The 18983-nt window shown below is 72.3% G+C and carries 14 protein-coding genes and 1 riboswitch; of the genes, 11 read left to right on the forward strand and 3 right to left on the reverse strand.

Translation table 11 applies throughout. The features are described 5' to 3' along the window. The first annotated feature begins 207 nt into the window (after positions 1-207). The gene (locus tag P8A18_RS26205; protein WP_306058235.1) at positions 208-1227 is read left to right on the forward strand and encodes a LacI family DNA-binding transcriptional regulator; all 1020 of its coding nucleotides are present in this window, start codon (positions 208-210) and stop codon (positions 1225-1227) included. 29 nt (positions 1228-1256) lie between these two features. Here the strand turns inward: P8A18_RS26205 and P8A18_RS26210 are convergent, their stop codons facing one another. Beyond that, a complete protein-coding gene (locus tag P8A18_RS26210; RefSeq protein ID WP_306058236.1) occupies positions 1257-2561 on the reverse strand; it encodes a citrate synthase in 1305 nt (434 codons plus the stop codon). 134 nt (positions 2562-2695) lie between these two features. On the opposite strand from P8A18_RS26210, the gene P8A18_RS26215 reads away from it, so the two are divergent. Both P8A18_RS26215 and P8A18_RS26220 read left to right on the forward strand, forming a co-directional pair. Then, on the forward strand, positions 2696-3856 hold the full coding sequence (locus P8A18_RS26215) for a citrate synthase/methylcitrate synthase (RefSeq protein ID WP_306058238.1): 1161 nt from the start codon (positions 2696-2698) through the stop codon (positions 3854-3856). Between the two features lie 19 nt (positions 3857-3875). Then, positions 3876-5015, forward strand: coding sequence for a CobW family GTP-binding protein (locus tag P8A18_RS26220; protein WP_306058240.1), 1140 nt, complete (start codon positions 3876-3878; stop codon positions 5013-5015). Positions 5016-5041: 26 nt separating this feature from the next. Here P8A18_RS26220 and P8A18_RS26225 read toward each other — a convergent pair whose 3' ends face one another. Then, entirely contained in the window at positions 5042-7492 is a 2451-nt protein-coding gene (locus P8A18_RS26225) for a DNA gyrase/topoisomerase IV subunit A (RefSeq protein WP_306058242.1), read from the reverse strand. 335 nt (positions 7493-7827) lie between these two features. On the opposite strand from P8A18_RS26225, the gene P8A18_RS26230 reads away from it, so the two are divergent. From P8A18_RS26230 to P8A18_RS26245, 4 genes are all read left to right on the forward strand, one after another. Next, a complete protein-coding gene (locus P8A18_RS26230) occupies positions 7828-9198 on the forward strand; it encodes a M16 family metallopeptidase (RefSeq protein ID WP_306058244.1) in 1371 nt (456 codons plus the stop codon). 26 nt (positions 9199-9224) lie between these two features. Beyond that, positions 9225-10607: a M16 family metallopeptidase gene (locus P8A18_RS26235; protein ID WP_306061157.1), complete on the forward strand. Its 1383-nt coding sequence runs from the start codon at positions 9225-9227 to the stop codon at positions 10605-10607. A gap of 222 nt (positions 10608-10829) precedes the next feature. Then, positions 10830-10997: riboswitch (cyclic di-AMP (ydaO/yuaA leader) on the forward strand. Between the two features lie 13 nt (positions 10998-11010). Further along, positions 11011-11865 carry a M23 family metallopeptidase gene (locus P8A18_RS26240; RefSeq protein WP_306058246.1) on the forward strand — a complete coding sequence of 285 codons (855 nt, stop codon included), beginning with the start codon at positions 11011-11013 and terminating at the stop codon, positions 11863-11865. A 189-nt stretch (positions 11866-12054) separates the two neighbouring features. Continuing rightward, positions 12055-12759, forward strand: coding sequence for a GntR family transcriptional regulator (locus P8A18_RS26245; RefSeq protein WP_306058248.1), 705 nt, complete (start codon positions 12055-12057; stop codon positions 12757-12759). Between the two features lie 182 nt (positions 12760-12941). Here the strand turns inward: P8A18_RS26245 and P8A18_RS26250 are convergent, their stop codons facing one another. Continuing rightward, positions 12942-13223, reverse strand: a complete 282-nt coding sequence (locus tag P8A18_RS26250; RefSeq protein WP_018105371.1) for an HPr family phosphocarrier protein — start codon at positions 13221-13223, stop codon at positions 12942-12944. 173 nt (positions 13224-13396) lie between these two features. Here P8A18_RS26250 and P8A18_RS26255 point away from each other — a divergent pair, with 173 nt between their 5' ends. The 4 genes from P8A18_RS26255 to P8A18_RS26270 all read left to right on the forward strand — a co-directional run bounded on the left by P8A18_RS26255 (position 13397) and on the right by P8A18_RS26270 (position 18841). Continuing rightward, a complete protein-coding gene (locus P8A18_RS26255) occupies positions 13397-16258 on the forward strand; it encodes a bifunctional acetate--CoA ligase family protein/GNAT family N-acetyltransferase (RefSeq protein ID WP_306058252.1) in 2862 nt (953 codons plus the stop codon). Between the two features lie 90 nt (positions 16259-16348). Beyond that, positions 16349-16945: a DUF5998 family protein gene (locus P8A18_RS26260; protein WP_018551479.1), complete on the forward strand. Its 597-nt coding sequence runs from the start codon at positions 16349-16351 to the stop codon at positions 16943-16945. Then, the gene (locus P8A18_RS26265; protein WP_306058254.1) at positions 16945-18132 is read left to right on the forward strand and encodes an alkaline phosphatase family protein; all 1188 of its coding nucleotides are present in this window, start codon (positions 16945-16947) and stop codon (positions 18130-18132) included. Before P8A18_RS26260 ends, P8A18_RS26265 begins: the two co-directional genes overlap by 1 nt. Positions 18133-18190: 58 nt before the next feature. Continuing rightward, positions 18191-18841: a thymidine kinase gene (locus tag P8A18_RS26270; RefSeq protein ID WP_306058256.1), complete on the forward strand. Its 651-nt coding sequence runs from the start codon at positions 18191-18193 to the stop codon at positions 18839-18841. Positions 18842-18983: the final 142 nt, after the last annotated feature.

The raw sequence follows: 18983 nt of genomic DNA on the forward strand, positions 1-18983 counted from the left end.
CTTGCCCGAGGGATGCCCGAGGCGGCCGGTGGCTAGTACGGTGACGCGCGTAGGGGTGGTGGCAGCCGGGCAGGTTTGAAGCAGGGCGCCGATGCTCATGCGTAGGAGTGGCCGGAGAAGCGGTTCGGGCGCTTCCGCGCTTCCGGAAATCGCCTTGTTTCCTACCCCACGCAATCTGTTTGCGTTTCTTGCGCTAATCTTGCGTGTATGACGCGACGACTTGCTCAGGTGGCACAGAAGGTTGGAGTCAGCGAGGCCACGGTCAGCCGGGTGCTCAACGGCAAGCCGGGCGTTTCCGACGCCACGCGGCAGGCTGTTCTGTCCGCGCTCGATGTCCTCGGCTACGAACGGCCGACCCAGTTGCGCGGCGAACGGGCCCGGCTGGTGGGCCTCGTCCTGCCCGAACTGCAGAACCCGATCTTCCCCGCATTCGCCGAGGTGGTCGGCGGCGCGCTCGCGCAGCAGGGCCTCACCCCCGTCCTGTGCACCCAGACCAAGGGCGGGGTCTCCGAGGCGGACTACGTCGAACTGCTCCTGCAGCAGCAGGTCTCGGGCGTGGTCTTCGCCGGTGGCCTCTACGCCCAGGCCGACGCCCCGCACGACCACTACAAGGTGCTGGCCGACCGCAAGATCCCCGTCGTCCTGATCAACGCGGCCATCGCCCACCTCGGCTTCCCCTGCGTCTCCTGCGACGACTCCGTGGCCGTCGAGCAGGCCTGGCGCCACCTGGTCTCGCTGGGCCACGAGCGCATCGGGCTGGTGCTCGGCCCCTCGGACCACATGCCCTCGCAGCGCAAGCTGGCCGCCGCCCGCGTGCTCGCCGAGGAGTCCGGCACGAGCATCCCGGACGCGTGGGTGACCCGGGCCATGTTCTCGCTGGAGGGCGGGCAGGCCGCCGCCACGCGGCTGCTGGACGACGGTGTCACCGGATTCATCTGCGCCAGCGACCCGCTCGCCCTGGGAGCCGTCCGCGCGGCCCGGCGGCGGGGCCTCTCGGTGCCGGACGACGTGTCCGTCGTGGGGTACGACGACTCGGCCTTCATGAACTGCACCGAGCCGCCGCTCACCACCGTCCGCCAGCCGATCGAGGCCATGGGCCGGGCCGCGGTCGAGCTGCTCTCCGTGCAGATCGGCGGGCGTGCGGTGCCCTCGGACGAGCTGCTCTTCGAACCGGAACTCGTTGTTCGAGGCTCCACGGCCCAGCCTCCGCGCGGTGCTTCCCGCTGACCGTCGCAATTTTGCGTCAACGGTGCCGTCTATTGCGTGAGTACCCCATCCGGTACGGGGAGCGGCTGGGGCGGCCGGGGTCCCGTGTAGTGCCCGCTGGGACGCATCCGCAGCGGGCGTTCCCCGTACTCCTCCAGTGCATGCGCGATCCAGCCCGCCGTACGGGAGATCGCGAACACGGTCTCTCCCGCCTCCGCGGGCATGTCCGAGGCGACCGAGAGAACGGCCAGGGCCAGGTCGACGTTGGCGTACAGGGTCGCGTCCCGTGCGGTGGTCGCGACCACGTCACGGGCGGCGGCCAGGGCCGGAGCCGCCCGGGGGATGTGTGCCAGCAGGCCGAACAGGGTCTGCGCGCGGGGGTCCTCGCCGGTGTACAGCCGATGGCCGAGTCCGGGCACCTGGCGGCCGGCCCGCAGATGGTCCGCGACCACCGGGGCCGCGCCGCCGCGCTCCAGAACCTCCGCCAGCATGCGGTGCGCCAGCCCGCCGGCCGCGCCGTGCAGGGGGCCTTCCAGCACGCCGAGACCCGCCGAGACCACCGCGTACGGATGAGCGCGCGCGGAGGCGGCGACCCTCGCCGCCAGCGTGGAGGCGGCCAGATCGTGGTCGATCAGGAGGCCGAGCGCGGTGTCCAGGACGGCCAGTGACGCCTCGTCGGGCTCACGTGCGGTGAGTTTCGGCCACAGTTGACGGGCCAAGCCGTCCGGGGCTTCCCCGCTGCCGCTGCCGTCCGCCCGCTCCCGGCCCACCGTCGGCAACGCCGCGACCAGCGCGGGGATCAGGCTTCGCGCACCCCCGAGCACCGCCGCGCGCGACAGGTCGAAACGCAGCGGGTCGGCGGCAGCGGCGGCCACGACCGCCACCCGTAGCCGGTCCGTTGACCCGCAGTGCTCCGGCAGCGCGCCGACCGCCCGGCGGGCGGCGGACACGGTCTGCGCCGGAGCGGTGAAACGCACGCCCGGCCGCAGCTCACCGGTCCACAGCCACTCGGCGACCTCCTCGTACGAATGGCGCGTGGCCAGCTCCGCCGCGTCCACCCCCCGGAAGTAGTACCGCTCACCGGTGATGAGGGTGATACCGGTACGGACGGAGGGCTCACCGGCGGGGGAGGGCGGCTCCCTGCGTCCCGTCCGCCGCGCCAGCGCGTCGACCTCCGCCGCGTCGAACGTGCTGCCGCGCCCGCCCGGCTCACGGCTGCTGTTCAGCTGGCGGCGGCTGACATAGGCGTACACCGTCTCGGGCTTCACGCCGAGGCGCTCGGCCGTTTCCCGCGTGGTGAGCCGCTCGCCCGCCGTGCCCGGCCGTGCCTCGTCCGCCCCTGATTGGTCCGTCATGCCGTCACCGTATCCCCGTGCCGTCATCGAATCCATGGATCTGTATTGATTCAATCAATGTTGACAGATTTGCAGTCATTCATGGACAGTCGAATCAATATCAAGGAGTCACCGGACTGCCCACGGAGGAAGCAATGACGACCACGACCGGCGGAACACCGCTCGACGTCCCCCGAGGTCTCGCGGGTGTCGTCGTGACCGATACGGCCCTCGGGGACGTCCGGGGCCGCGAGGGCTTCTACCACTACCGCCAGTACTCGGCGGTCGAACTGGCGCGGACCCGCAGTTTCGAGGACGTCTGGTACCTCATGACCGAGGGCGAGCTGCCCGCTCCGGCGGCCCGCGCCGACTTCGCCGCCCGTACGGCCGCCCTGCGCGTCCTGCCCGACGCGGTACGCGACGCCCTGCCGGCCATAGCCCGCGCGAGCGCGGTGTCGGGCCCGCTGTCCGGGCTGCGCACGGCGCTCTCCCTGCTCGGGGCATCGGCCGGCTTCCGGCCGGTGTACGACATCGACGCGCCCCGGCGTCGCGCCGACGCCCTGGCCGCCTGCGCCGCAGTCCCCACCGTGCTGGCCGCCCTGCACCGCCTCGGCCAGGGACTCGACCCCGTGGAACCGCGCGCCGACCTGCCGCACGCGGCCAACTACCTCTACATGCTGACCGGTTCCGTGCCGGACGCGGCCCGGGTCAGGGCCGTCGAGCAGTATCTGATCGCCACCGTCGACCACGGATTCAACGCGTCGACCTTCACCGGACGGGTCGTCGCCTCGACCGGAGCGGACATCGCCGCCTGCTTGGTCGCCGCCGTCGGGGCACTCTCCGGCCCGCTGCACGGCGGTGCGCCCAGCCGCGCCCTCGACACCCTGGACGCGATCGGCACCCCCGACCGCATCGACGGCTGGATCCGCGAGCGGGTGCTCGCAGGCGACCGGATCATGGGCTTCGGCCACCCGGTCTACCGTACCGAGGACCCCCGCTCCCGCATGCTGCGGTCCATCGCCCAGGGCTTCGGCGGGACGCTGGTGGACTTCGCCGTCGAGGTGGAACGCCAGGTCGAGGCGATCCTCGCCGAACTCAAGCCGGGGCGCGAACTGCACACCAACGTGGAGTTCTACGCCGGAGTGGTCATGGAGCTGTGCGGGCTGCCGCGCGAGATGTTCACCCCGACCTTCTGCGCGGCGCGGGTCGTGGGCTGGAGCGCCAATATCCTGGAGCAGGCGGAGGACTCGAAGATCATCCGCCCGGCGGCCCGCTACGTCGGCCCGCCCCCGCCGCAGCCGGTCCCGGCAGTCTGACCCCGCAGGAAGGTCCCCGTTGAGCCCGTCGTCGCCCCGCAGCCCACAGATCCCGGTCGTCGTCCTCGCGGGATTCCTGGGATCCGGCAAGACGACGCTGCTCAACCACCTCCTGCGGCACCGCGCGGGGAACCGGATCGGCGTCGTCGTCAACGACTTCGGGGCCATCGAGATCGACGCCATGACCGTCTCCGGACAGGTCGGCTCGACCGTCTCGCTGGGCGGTGGCTGCCTGTGCTGCGCGGTCGACGCGAGCGAACTGGACACGTATCTGGAGACCCTCACCCGGCCCGCCGCCCGGCTCGACGTCATCGTCATCGAGGCGAGCGGGCTCGCGGAGCCGCAGGAACTCGTCCGGATGATCCTCGCCAGCGACAACCCGCACATCGTGTACGGGGGACTGGTCGAGGTGGTCGACGCCGCGGAGTTCGAGGCCACCCGGCAGCGCCACCCGGAGATCGACCGCCATCTCGCGGTGGCCGACCTCGTCGTGCTGAACAAGACGGACCGGGCCGGGGACGCGGAGTGCGCCCGCATCCGGCAGGCCGTCACCGACAGCGGCAGCACCGCGGCGGTCGTCCCCGCCACCTACGGGCGGATCGACCCGGAACTGCTCCTCGACGCGGCGCTGCGCCCGGACGGGGACGAGAAGGCGCGCCAGCTCACCTTCGAGGACCTGTACCTGGAGGAGCGCGCCGAGGAGGACGGCCACGGCGACCATCTGCACACGGCGTACGAGAGCGTCGACTTCGCCTCCGACGCGCCGATGGACCCCCGCCGGCTGATGGGCTTCCTCGACTCACGGCCCGAAGGCCTGTACCGGATCAAGGGCTACGTCGGCTTCGGCGCGGGCGACCCGGACAACGCCTACGGGGTGCACGCCGTAGGCAGGTTCCTGCGCTTCACCCCCAGGCCCTGGACGCGCGGCGAGCCGAAGCGGACCCATCTCGTCCTGATCGGCTCCGGCATCGACGCGCCGGCCCTGCGCAAGGAACTGGAGAGCTGCCGCACGACGGAGGAGCCGGGCGGCCCCGGCACCGGCCCGGGAGCGCCCGGCGTGGGAACACCTGGCCCGGAAACGCCGCAGGACGCCGCACACGAGCGAGCCATGTGGGGCGTCCTGCGGTACGTGCAACAGCCCGGCGACGACGCCGCGTAGGACGCCTCGCCCGCCGGGCCGGCGGCCTACACCGGGCCGGCGATCACCGCGACCGGGCTCGGCAGCGGCGTCCCCGAACCGTCGCGCCGCGGATCGGGCTCGGGCAGCGAGGCCGGGGCGCCGTTCTTCTGCGCCGCCCTGGCCGGAGTCGTCCCCGCCCAGGCGAACACCAGCACGTCCTCGCCCTTCAGGAACCGCTGGCAGCGCACCCCACCGGTCGCCCGGCCCTTGCGCGGATACTGGTCGAACGGGGTCAGCTTGCATGTCAGCACCGAGTCGTCCAGCGTGCCGTGCGAACCCGCGACCGTGAACACCGCGCCGTCCGCCGCCGGGTCCACCGCGGCGAACGAGAGCACCCGCGCACCCGCCGCCAGCTTGACGCCCGCCATACCGCCGGCCGGCCGGCCCTGGGGACGTACCTGCGCGGCCGGGTAGCGCAGCAGCTGCGCGTCCGAGGTGATGAAGACGAGGTCCTCCTCACCGGTCCGCAGCTCGGCCGCGCCGACGATCCGGTCACCGTCCTTGAGGGTGATGACCTCCAGCTCGTCCTTGTTGGCCGGATAGTCCGGCACCACGCGCTTCACGACGCCCTGCAACGTGCCGATGGCCAGGCCGGGTGACTCCTCGTCGAGCGTGGTGAGACAGACGATCTCCTCGTCCGCCTCCAGCGTCAGGAACTCCCCGATCATCGCGCCGCCCGACAGACTGGGCGCCGCGTGCGTGTCCGGCAGCTGCGGCAGATCGATCACCGGCAGCCGCAGCAGCCGCCCGCCGGACGTCACCAGGCCGATGTCACCGCGTGCCGTCGCCGGCACCGCGGAGACGATCACGTCGTGCTTGGACCGCTTGGCACCCTCGGCGAAGACGATCGGGTCGTCGTTGGCCGTACGCGCCAGCAGACCGGTCGAGGACAGCAGCACCCGGCACGGGTCGTCCGCCACCTCCAGCGGCACCGAAGCGACCTGCGCGCCGGCCGACTCCAGCAGCACCGTGCGCCGGGCGGTGCCGAACTTCTTGGCGACCGCGGCCAGTTCCGAGGAGACCAGCTTGCGCAGCTCGGTGTCCGAATCGAGGATCGACGTCAGCTCGGCGATCTCGGCGTTCAGCCGGTCCTGCTCGCTCTCCAGCTCGATCCGGTCGAACCGGGTCAGCCTGCGCAGCGGTGTGTCCAGGATGTACTGCGTCTGGATCTCGCTCAGCGCGAAGCGCTCGATGAGCCGCTCCTTCGCCTGCGCCGAATTGTCGCTCGACCGGATGAGCCGGATGACCTCGTCGATGTCGACCAGGGCGACCAGCAGACCCTCGACCAGGTGCAGACGGTTGCGGCGCTTGGTCCGGCGGAACTCGCTGCGCCGGCGCACCACCTCGAAGCGGTGGTCGAGATAGACCTCCAGCAGCTCCTTGAGGCCCAGCGTGAGCGGCTGGCCGTCGACCAGGGCCACGTTGTTGATACCGAAGGACTCCTCCATCGGCGTCAGCTTGTAGAGCTGCTCCAGCACCGCCTCCGGCACGAAGCCGTTCTTGATCTCGATGACCAGGCGCAGGCCGTGCGAGCGGTCGGTGAGGTCCTTGACGTCGGCGATGCCCTGGAGCTTCTTCGCCGAGACCAGGTCCTTGATCTTGGAGATCACCTTCTCCGGACCGACGGTGAAGGGCAGTTCGGTGACGACCAGGCCCTTGCGGCGCGGCGTGACGTTCTCCACGACGGCCGTCGCGCGGATCTTGAACGTGCCGCGGCCCCTGGCGTACGCGTCCTTGATGCCGCCGAGGCCCACGATGCGCCCGCCGGTCGGCAGGTCGGGGCCCGGGACGAACCGCATCAGGGTCTCCAGGTCCGCGCCCGGATGCTTGATCAGGTGCCGGGCCGCGGCGATGACCTCGCCCAGGTTGTGCGGCGGCATGTTGGTCGCCATGCCGACCGCGATCCCGGTCGTGCCGTTGACCAGGAGGTTGGGGTAGGCGGCCGGGAGGACGACCGGCTCCTGCTCCTGACCGTCGTAGTTCGACTGGAAGGCGACCGTCTCCTCGTCGATCGACTCCGTCATCAGCGAGGTCGCGTCGGCCATCCGGCACTCGGTGTACCGCATGGCGGCCGGCGGGTCGTCGTTGCCCAGCGAGCCGAAGTTGCCGTGGCCGTCGACCAGGGGGAGGCGCATCGAGAACGGCTGGGCCATCCGCACCAGCGCGTCGTAGATCGACGCGTCGCCGTGCGGGTGCAGCTTGCCCATGACTTCGCCGACCACCCGGGCGCACTTCACGAAGCCGCGGTCCGGGCGCAGGCCCATCTCGTTCATCTGGTAGACGATGCGGCGGTGCACCGGCTTCATGCCGTCACGGGCGTCCGGCAGGGCCCGTGAGTAGATCACCGAGTACGCGTACTCGAGGAAGGAGCCCTGCATTTCGTCGACGACGTCGATGTCGAGGATCTTCTCCTCGAAGTCGACCGGCGGCGGGGTCTTCGTGCTGCGGCGGGCCATCGCTGCTGCGACTCCTTCACGGATTCTGTGCGGGCAACCTCAGGTTCCCTCAGGTTCTGACGCGCACCATTGTGGACCGCGCCACTGACAACCCTGACCTCGACCCGTCCCAAAGGGTGTTCTCCGTACGTTCCGAGGGGGCCGGAGACCGCCCGTCCGCACCTTCTCGTGAACTTTCACCGTGAGGGGAACTTCGCCAGGTTTCTGTTCGCTTGCATACAGTGGCTGTGTCTCGAATCAACCTCGCGGAACCAGCTCGCGAAGCGGCTTCACCCACATCTTCACCCACATCTTCATCCACATCGACAACCAGTAGCGCGATCGAAGGGACGTACATGCCCATGGGTCACACGGCCACAGCCCAGGCCGGCTCCGGCGGCTTGACAGCGACCGAGCACCGTCTGGCCAACGGCCTGCGCGTGGTGCTCTCCGAGGACCATCTGACCCCGGTCGCGGCGGTGTGCCTCTGGTACGACGTCGGCTCGCGCCACGAGGTCAAGGGGCGCACCGGTCTCGCGCACCTCTTCGAGCACCTGATGTTCCAGGGGTCCGGCCAGGTCAAGGGGAACGGGCACTTCGAGCTGGTGCAGGGCGCCGGCGGCTCGCTCAACGGGACCACCAGCTTCGAGCGGACCAACTACTTCGAGACGATGCCCACGCACCAGCTGGAGCTGGCCCTGTGGCTCGAAGCCGACCGGATGGGCTCGCTGCTCGCCGCGCTCGACGACGAGTCCATGGAGAACCAGCGCGACGTCGTCAAGAACGAGCGCCGCCAGCGCTACGACAACGTCCCGTACGGCACCGCGTTCGAGCGGCTCACGGCTCTCGCCTACCCCGAGGGCCACCCGTACCACCACACCCCGATCGGCTCGATGGCCGACCTGGACGCGGCGACCCTGGAGGACGCGCGCACGTTCTTCCGTACGTACTACGCGCCGAACAACGCGGTGCTGTCCGTCGTCGGTGACATCGACTCCGAGCAGACCCTCGCCTGGATCGAGAAGTACTTCGGCTCCATCCCGTCCCACGACGGCAAGCAGCCGCCGCGCGACGGCGCGCTGCCCCCGATCATGGGCGGCCAGCTGCGCGAGGAGGTCCGCGAGGAGGTTCCGGCGCGCGCCCTGATGGCCGCCTACCGGCTGCCCCACGACGGCACCCGCGAGTGCGACGCCGCGGATCTCGCGCTGACCGTGCTGGGCGGCGGCGAGTCCTCCCGGCTGCACAACCGCCTGGTCCGGCGTGACCGTACGGCCGTGGCCGCCGGATTCGGGCTGCTCCGGCTCGCGGGCGCGCCCTCGCTGGGCTGGCTGGACGTCAAGACGTCCGGCGGTGTGGAGGTGGCCGGGATCGAGTCCGCGGTCGACGAGGAGCTGGCCCGGTTCGCCGAGGAAGGCCCCACACCCGAGGAAATGGAACGCGCCCAGGCCCAGTTGGAGCGCGAGTGGCTGGACCGGCTCGGCACGGTCGCGGGCCGCGCCGACGAACTGTGCCGCTACGCCGTGCTGTTCGGCGACCCGCAGCTCGCGCTGACCGCGGTCAACCGGGTGCTCGACGTCACGGCGGACGAGGTCAAGGCGGCCGCCCGCGCCCAGCTGCGCCCCGACAACCGGGCGGTGCTGGTCTACGAACCGGTCGAGCCCGAGACCGCCGAAGAGGCGGAGGCCGCCGCCACCGACACCGACGCGCACGAAGGGGCGGACCAGTGACCGACGCTGCCGCGACTGAAGTTTCGATGCAGTACCACCCCCGGCCCGCCCCCGGCGCGGCCCGCCCCTGGGCCTTCCCCGCCCCCGAGCGCGGCTCCCTGCCCAACGGGCTCACCGTGCTGCGCTGCCACCGCCCCGGCCAGCAGGTCGTCGCCGTCGAGATCTTCCTCGACGCCCCGCTGGACACCGAGCCCGAGGGCCTGGACGGCGTGGCCACGATCATGTCGCGCGCCCTGTCCGAGGGCACCGACAAGCAGAGCGCCGAGGAGTTCGCCGCCGAGCTGGAGCGGTGCGGCGCCACGCTCGACGCCCACGCCGACCATCCCGGTGTCCGGGTCTCCCTGGAGGTCCCGGCCTCCCGGCTGGCCAAGGCGCTCGGGCTGGTCGCCGAGGCGCTGCGGGCGCCGGCGTTCAGCGACAGCGAGGTCGAGCGCCTCGTGCGCAACCGCCTGGACGAGATCCCGCACGAGCAGGCGAATCCGGCCCGCCGCGCGGCCAAGCAGCTCTCCAAGGAGCTCTTCCCGGCCTCGGCCCGCATGTCGCGGCCCCGTCTGGGCACCGAGGAGACCGTGGCGCGGATCGACGCCGCGGCCGTGCGCGCCTTCTACGACGCGCACATCCGCCCGTCCACCGCGACCGCCGTCGTGGTCGGCGACCTGACCGGCATCGATCTGGACGCGCTGCTCGCCGACACCCTCGGCGACTGGTCGGGGAACGCCGGCCGGGCCCGCCCCTTCCCGCCGATCACGGCCGATGACACTGGCCGGGTGGTGATCGTGGACCGCCCCGGCGCGGTGCAGACGCAACTGCTCATCGGCCGCATCGGCGCCGACCGCCACGACAGCGTGTGGCCCGCCCAGGTGCTCGGCACGTACTGCCTGGGCGGCACGCTCACCTCCCGGCTCGACCGGGTGCTGCGCGAGGAGAAGGGCTACACCTACGGCGTACGGGCCTTCGCCCAGGTGCTGCGCTCCGGCGCGGTGGACTCCGCCTCGGGCGCGACGGGCGCGGCGATGCTCGCCATCAGCGGCTCCGTGGACACCGAGTCCACCGGACCGGCGCTGGACGACCTCTGGAAGGTCCTGCGGACGCTGGCCGCCGAGGGTCTGACGGACGCCGAGCGCGAGACCGCCGTGCAGAACCTCGTGGGCGTCGCCCCGCTGAAGTTCGAGACGGCGGCCTCCGTCGCGAGCACCCTCGCCGACCAGGTGGAACAGCACCTTCCGGACGACTACCAGGCGACGCTGTACGCCCGCCTCGCCGAGACCGGCACCGTCGAGGCGACCGCGGCCGTGGTCAGCGCCTTCCCGGTGGACCGGCTGGTCACGGTCCTGGTCGGTGACGCCTCGCGCATCGAGGAGCCGGTCAGGGCCCTCGGGATCGGAGAGGTGACGGTCGTCAGCGGCTGACCGCTCACACTCCGCCCGCCGCGCGGGCAACGGAGAGGCTCCGGCGTGTCGTTGCCGCCGGAGCCTCCTTTTATGTCTGATTCATGACTCTTTGTCTCATAGGTAATGAATCAACCCTGTGGGATGCGCTACAAAACCTCCCGTCCGTTTGGTGACGGGAAGCGCGGCCGCCTAGCGTCGGCCCGGCTGTCCGCCACTCGTATGCCGCATCCGCGGCGTACCGGGCAGTCATCGCCGAGTCCCCGTCAGGCGCGAGCCAGGGGAGCCGGGGACCCACGCAGTCCCTGGGGTGAATCGGACGCTTCCGCCTCCCGCGAGGCCGGGGCATCCGTAGGAGACCTTCCTGCTCCGAACCCGTCAGCTAACCCGGTAGGCGAGAAGGAAGGAAAGGACCAGCCACCCCATGGCGTTCACCCGTGCCACCGGGAAGCACCGTGCCCCGGGCCGTCTGACGCGTACCGGCGCCAAGGCCGTCGGCGTCGCGACGCTCGCCGCCACCGGCGTCATCGGCTCCCTGGCCTCCCCGGCTCTCGCCGCCGGGGCCTCCCCGGCCCCCGCCGCCGACGAGACCGGTCTCGCCCAGATCATGTCCATCGAGAACACCCTCGCCGACCGGATCGACGCACAGGCCGCCGCGCAGCAGCACCAGGCCGACGTCGCCCAGAAGAAGGCCGCCGCCGAGGCGGAGGCGAAGAAGAAGGCCGAGGCGAAGAAGAAGGCCGAGGCGAAGAAGAAGGCCGCGGAGAAGGCCGCCAGGGCCAAGGCGAAGGCCGAGGCGGCCGCCCGTGCCGAGGAGGCGCGCGAGAGCACGTCCCGCGCGGCCCGCTCCTCCGCCCGCGCCACCCCGGGCACGTCCTACCAGCTCCCCGTCGCCGGCTCCTACGTGACCACCGGCTACAAGTCCAGCGGCTCGCTGTGGTCCTCCGGCAGCCACTCCGGCATCGACTTCCACGCCGCCTCCGGCAGCTCCGTCGTCGCCGTCGGCGCCGGTACGGTCGTCGAGGCCGGCTGGGGCGGGGCGTACGGCAACAACATCGTGCTCCGGATGACGGACGGCACGTACACCCAGTACGGCCACCTCTCCTCGATCGGCGTCGCCGTCGGCCAGAGCGTCGGTGCCGGGCAGCGGATCGGGCTCTCCGGCTCCACCGGGAACTCCACCGGCCCGCACCTCCACTTCGAGGCCCGCACCACCCCCTCGTACGGCTCCGACATGGACCCGGTCGCCTACCTGCGCGCCCACGGCGTCACCGTCTGACCGCCCGCCCGACTCCACGGCGAAGGCCCCGGCACCGTGCCGGGGCCTTCGCCGTGCCCGGACCCGCCCGTGACCAAAAGATATTCATGAATTCCCGCCCGGCATCGGAAATGTGGGCGCATTGCAATAGAGTCGCGGCAGAGGTGTCGATCGGCCGCTGTTCGCGGGGATTGAGGCGGAGGTTCGGACATGCGTGTTCCAGCGCATTCGGTATGCACGGCAATCCGTGACGACATCGTCTCCGGTGTCTTCGAACGCGGCGGCCGGCTCACCGAGGAGGTGCTCGCGCGGCGTTACGGGGTTTCCCGCGTCCCCGTACGGGAAGCGCTGCGCACCCTGGAGTCCGAGGGCTTCGTGGTCACCCGCAGACACGCCGGAGCCTGCGTCGCCGAGCCGTCCGAGCAGGAGGCCGCCGACCTCCTGGAGGTCCGCATGCTGCTGGAACCGCTCGGCGCGGCCCGTGCCGCCCTGCGCCGCACCGACGCCCACCTCAAGGTGCTGCGCGGCCTGGTCAGACTCGGCCAGGAGCGCGCCCGCCGGGGCGAGGGCGAGGACCTGCGCTCCCTCGGCGGCTGGTTCCACGAGACGCTCGCCCAGGCATCCGGCAGCCCCGGCCTCATCGCCCTGCTCACCCAGCTGCGGCACAAGATCGCCTGGATGTACGCGGTCGACCAGCCGGCCCGCCCGGCCGACGCCTGGGCCGAGCACGGCGCGCTCGTGGACGCCGTGGCGCGCGGCGACGCGGAGCGGGCGAGGGCCCTGGCCGCGCAGCTCGCCGAACGGGCGGGCGCCACGCACCGGCTGCGCCACCCCGCGCGGCCGGCCACCGTCCCCCGCGCCACCCGTGTGAGGACCTCGCAACGTGCCGTGAACACCGCGAGCGGCCGGAATTAACAAAGGGCACGTACAAAGAAAGAAAGGCGTATGTAAAAACACGTAAAAAGAGGCCGCCCGATTATTCTGTGCGCGCCGTCACCGCATTACCCGTACGCGTGCGCGCACGAAAAAGCCGCGACACCCCGTGAGGGGGGCCGCGGCTTTCCCGTGAGAATTCCGGCGATCGTGGCCGCGCGGACTCAGACGGTCTCCGGAAGCTCCTCGAGCCCCTCGGCGACCAGCTTGGCCAGACGGTCCAGAGCGGCCTCGGCGTTGTCCGCGTCGGACGCGAGGACGATCTCCTCGCCGCCCTGCGCCCCGAGCCCGAGCACCGCGAGCATGGAGGCCGCGTTCACCGGGTTGCCGTCCGCCTTGGCGATGGTGACGGGAACGCCGGAAGCCGTAGCGGCACGGACGAAGATGGAAGCGGGGCGGGCGTGCAGGCCCTCGGCCCAACCGACGTTGACGCGGCGCTCAGCCATGGTTCTGCCCTTCACGATTCAATGGTTGTCTAGACCAGTCTCTCATGTGGTGCGCGATGCTCCGGGTCGACCCGCGGGCCCTCCCGCGCCCCGCACCGTACCGTCGTCCGGACACCCAGAGTGCCCCGGCCCCGAGCCCCCCGCGACCGGTGGGACCGCCGTAGGCTTGGCCCATGCAGCCCTCTCCGGAGCAGAGTCCGCATCACGCCTACCCCGATCACTGGGAGGCGGACGTGGTGCTCCGCGACGGCGGCACCGCGCGGATCAGGCCCATCACCACGGACGACGCCGAACGCCTGGTCAGCTTCTACGAGCAGGTTTCCGACGAGTCGAAGTACTACCGCTTCTTCGCGCCCTACCCCCGGCTCTCCGCCAAGGACGTCCACCGCTTCACCCATCACGACTACGTCGACAGGGTGGGCCTCGCCGTCACGGTGGGCGGCGAGTTCATCGCCACCGTCCGCTACGACCGGATCGACGCGACCGGCCGGCCCGCCTCCGCCCCCGCCGACGAGGCCGAGGTCGCCTTCCTCGTCCAGGACGCCCACCAGGGCCGGGGCGTGGCCTCGACCCTGCTCGAACACATCGCGGCCGTCGCCCGCGAGCGCGGCATCCGCCGCTTCGCCGCCGAGGTGCTGCCCGCCAACACCAAAATGATCAAGGTGTTCCGGGACGCCGGCTACACCCAGCAGCGCAGCTTCGAGGACGGTTCCGTCCACCTCACCCTGGACCTCGAACCCACCGCCGAGTCCCTGGCCGTCCAGCGCGCCCGGGAACAGCGTGCCGAGGCCCGCTCCGTGCAGCGCCTGCTCGCCCCCGGCTCCGTCGCGGTCATCGGGGCCGGCCGCAACCCCGGCGGCGTCGGCCGCACCGTCCTGCGCAACCTGCTCGGCGCGGGCTTCACCGGCCGCGCCTACGCCGTGAACAGCGCCTTCGCCGCCGACCGGTCCACGATCGACGGGGTACCCGCCCACCGCTCCCTGGGCGAGATCGGCGAACCCGTCGACCTCGCCGTCGTCGCCGTACCGGCCGACCGGGTCCCGGAAGCCGTCGCGGACTGCGGCGAACACGGCGTCCAGGGCCTGGTGGTGCTCTCCGCCGGGTACGCCGAGTGGGGCGCCGAAGGCCGCGAGCGCCAGCGCGAACTGGTGCGCCAGGCCCGTTCGTACGGCATGCGGATCATCGGACCCAACGCCTTCGGCATCATCAACAACGCCGAGGCGGTCCGGCTCAACGCCTCCCTCGCCCCGGAACGGCCCGCCTCCGGGCGCATCGGCCTCTTCACCCAGTCCGGCGCGATCGGCATCGCCCTGCTCTCCGGCCTCTACCGGCGCGGCGCGGGCCTCTCCACCTTCATCTCGGCCGGCAACCGCGCCGACATCTCCGGCAACGACTTCCTCCAGTACTGGTACGACGACCCGGACACCGACGTCGCCCTGCTCTACCTGGAGTCGCTCGGCAACCCCCGCAAGTTCACCCGCCTCGCCCGCCGCACCGCCGCCGTGAAGCCGGTCGTCGTGGTCAAGGGCGCCCGGCACAGCGGTTCCACCCCGCCCGGCCACGCCGTCCCCGTCAGCCGCATCCCCGACGCGACGGTCTCCGCGCTGATGCGGCAGGCGGGCGTGATCCGCGTCGACACGGTCACCGAGATGGTCGACGCGGGCCTGCTCCTCGCCGACCAGCCGCTCCCGGCGGGCGGACGCGTCGCGATCCTCGGCAACTCCGAGTCCCTCGGCCTGCTCACCTACGACGTCTGCCTGGCCGAGGGCCTCCGCCCGCGCCCGCCCGTCGACCTCACCACCTCCGCCACCCCGCAGGACTTCAGGGACGCGCTGGCCGGGGCGCTGGCCGACGGGGACTGCGACGCCGTGATCGTGACGGCCATCCCCTGGGTCGGCGAGGACGGCGAGGCGGAGTCGGGCGACGGCGAGGTCCTGGCCACCGCCCTGCACGCGGCGGCCGCCACCGGACCCGCCAAGCCGGTCGCCGTGGTCCATGTGGAGATCGGCGGCCTCGCGGAGGCCCTGGCCGCCGCCACCAGCACCGTGGCCCAGCGGCGCCCGGCCGCTCGGCCCTTCACCGCGGCGCAGCAGGCCCCCGCACCGCCGCCCGCCACGGACGACACCGCCCCCGAGGCGCCCGACGCGACCCGCCCCGCCGGCCGCATCCCCGCCTACCCCGCCGCCGAGCGCGCCGTCCGGGCCCTCGCCGAAGCCGTGCGGTACGCCCAGTGGCGACGCCAGGCCGCGGTGCCCGGCAAGGTGCCCGACTTCCTCGACGACACCATCGACGCGCAGGGCGCCGCCGCCCGCATCGACGCCCTGCTCGGCCAGGACCCCGACCCGCGCGGCCGGCCGCTGGGCCATGACGAGGCCCGCGAACTGCTCGCCTGCTACGGCATCGCCGTACGCCCCACGCTGTCGGCCCCCGGACCCGAGGAGGCGGTGGCCGCCGCCGCCCTGCTCGGCTACCCGGTGGCGCTGAAGACCACCGCGCCCCATCTGCGCCACCGGGCCGACCTCGGCGGCGTACGTCTCGACCTCGACAGCGAGGCCGCGCTGCGCCGCGCGTACAGCGATCTGACCGAACTGCTCGGCAAGCCCGCGGAGCTGCGGCCCGTCGTCCAGGCCATGGCCCCGCGCGGCGTCGACACCGTCGTGCGGGCCACCATCGACCCGGCCGCGGGCGCCGTCCTCTCCTTCGGCCTGGCGGGCGCGCCCTCCGAACTCCTCGGCGACACCGCCCACCGCCTGGTCCCGGCCACCGACCGCGACGCCGCCGAGCTGATCCGCTCCATCAGGGCCGCCCCCGTCCTCTTCGGCTGGCGCGGCTCGGCCCCGGTGGACACCGCCGCGCTGGAGGAACTGCTGCTGCGGGTGTCCCGGCTGGTCGACGACCACCCCGAAGTGGTCTCCATCGCCCTGGAACCGGTCGTGGTCGCCCCCCAGGGGCTCTCCGTCCTCGGGGCGAGCGTCCGCCTCTCGCCGCCCCCGGCCCGTAACGACCTCGGCCCGCGCCGCCTGTCCAACTACTGACCCCGAAGGGCTGGAGGCCCGCTGGACCCCGCCCGCACAGGGGCGCAGCGGCGTCCCCGGCAGCCTTCCGTCCCCCGTAGGATGGTCCCCATGGCTAAGACCGGTACGACGACCCAGGGGCTGCGCGCGGCGATCGAGCGCAGCGGCTACTACCCGGCCCTCGTGGCCGAGGCGGTGGAGGCCGCCGTGGGCGGTGAGCCGGTCGCTTCGTACCTGGTGCACCAGGAGACGACCTTCGACTCCAACGAGGTGCGCCGGCACGTCACGGTGCTGGTGCTCACGGACACCCGCTTCATCGTCAGCCACACCGACGAGCAGAACGCCGACACCAGCTCCCCGTCGCCGTACGCCACCACCTCCACCGAGTCGGTCAAGCTCGACCGGATCTCCTCGGTCGTGGTCAGCCGGGTCGTGGCCAACCCGGAGAAGTACGTCCCGGGCACCCTGCCCCGCGAGGTCGTCCTGACCATCGGCTGGGGCGCGGTCTCCCGGATCGACCTGGAGCCCGCCGCCTGCGGCGACCCCAACTGCGAGGCCGACCACGGCTACACCGGCAACTCCACCGCCGACGATCTGAGCCTGCGGGTCAGCGAGGCCGGCGACGGCCCGGACACCGTGCGCCAGACCCTCGCCTTCGCCCAGGCGCTCTCCGAGGCCACGGCCGCGACCGCGGCGGCCGGCCGCTGATGGCCCAGCCGGCCTGGCAGGATCCTGTCCTGCTGCCCGTCGACACGGCCCCCGTCCCGGAGTACGGCAGCGGCTCGCTCGCCGATCTGCTGCCGACCCTCCTCGCGGGTCAGGAAGTGCCCGGCTTCACCGCGGCGATCGGTGAGCTCACCCCCGCCGACCGCAACTGCGTCTTCCTCATCGACGGCCTCGGCTGGGAGCAGATCAGGGCCCACCCCGACGAGGCCCCGTTCCTGCATTCCCTGCTGCCCGGCTCGCGCGGCGGCACGGGCCGCCCGATCACCGCGGGCTTCCCGGCCACCACCGCGACCTCACTGGCCTCGGTCGGCACCGGGCTGCCCCCCGGCGAGCACGGCCTTCCCGGCTACGCGGTCCGCAATCCGCAGACCGGCGAGCTGATGAACCAGCTCCGCTGGAATCCGTGGACCCCACCGAAGGCCTGGCAGCCCCACCCCACCGTCTTCCAGCTCGCCGACGCCGCCGGAGTCCGTACCGCGCAGGTCTCCGCCCCGGCCTTCGAGCAGACCCCGCTGACCAAGGTCGCGCTCAGCGGCGGCTCCTTCCTCGGCCGGCTCACCGGCGAGGAACGGATGGACACCGCCGCCGAGCGGCTGGCCGCGGGCGACCGCTCGCTCGTCTACACGTACTACAGCGAGGTCGACGGCAAGGGGCACCGCTTCGGCACCGACTCCGACGCCTGGCGCGGTCAGCTGATGTACGTCGACGGACTGGCCCAGCGCCTGGCCGAGAAGCTCCCGCCGCGCTCGGCGCTCTACATCACCGCCGACCACGGGATGATCGACATCCCGTTCGACGAGCAGTCCCGGATCGACTTCGACGAGGACTGGGAGCTGGGCGCGGGCGTCGCGCTGCTCGGCGGCGAGGGCCGCGCCCGGCACGTGTACGCGGTCCCGGGCGCCGAGTCGGACGTGCTCACCGTCTGGCGCGAGGTGCTGGGCGAGCAGTTCTGGGTGGCGAGCCGGGACGAGGCCGTCGCGGCCGGCTGGTTCGGCCCGCGGATCGACGAACGGGTGTACGGCAGGATCGGCGACGTGGTCGCGGCCGCCCACGACGACGTGGTGATCATCGCCTCCCGCAACGAGCCGCACGAGTCGGCCATGGTCGGCATGCACGGCTCGATGACCCCCGTCGAGCAGCTCGTCCCGCTCCTGGAAGTACGCTCGTAACCCCTGCCGTTGTGTCCCGCCGCTCTCCCCGCCCGTCCCGAAAGGTGCTCAACCCCTCATGCCCGAGCTTGTGTTCTTCTCCGGAACGATGGACTGCGGAAAGAGCACGCTGGCCCTCCAGATCGGTCACAACCGCTCGGCCAGGGGCCTTCAGGGCGTGATCTTCACCCGGGACGACCGGGCGGGGGAGGGGAAGCTGTCCTCCCGGCTGGGCCTGGTGACGGAGGCGGTCGAGGCGGACGAGGGCATGGACCTCTACGCGTATCTGGTCGCCCAGCTGTCCAAGGGCGCCCGGGTCGACTACGTGATCGTGGACGAGGCGCAGTTCCTGGCGCCCGACCAGATCGACCAGCTGGCCCGGGTCGTGGACGACCTGGAGATGGACGTCTTCGCGTTCGGCATCACGACGGACTTCCGCACCAGGCTGTTCCCCGGCTCCCAGCGGCTGGTCGAGCTGGCCGACCGGATAGAGGCCCTCCAGGTGGAGGCCCTGTGCTGGTGCGGCGCCCGCGCCACCCACAACGCGCGGACCATAGACGGCGACATGGTCGTCGAGGGCGCGCAGGTCGTCGTCGGCGATGTGAACCGCCCGGCGGGCGAGGTCGGTTACGAGGTGCTCTGCCGCCGCCACCACCGGCGCCGGGCGACCGCGGCGTCCACGCAGGCGGGCGCGCTCTCCCCGGACGTCCTGCCGGTGTCCTCCGCCTGACCCCGGCGCGGCCCGTCCCTCAGCCGGCCGCCCGCGGCGGGCAACCGGCCCCGACGCGCGCGACGAGATCGGCCAGGTCCACGCCGCACCGACCCGGCTCGGCGACGCGACCGGCGCCCGCTCGCCGGCCCCGGCCGCGGAG

This window comes from Streptomyces sp. Mut1 (assembly GCF_030719295.1).
In the GTDB taxonomy this organism is placed as follows: domain Bacteria; phylum Actinomycetota; class Actinomycetes; order Streptomycetales; family Streptomycetaceae; genus Streptomyces; species Streptomyces castrisilvae.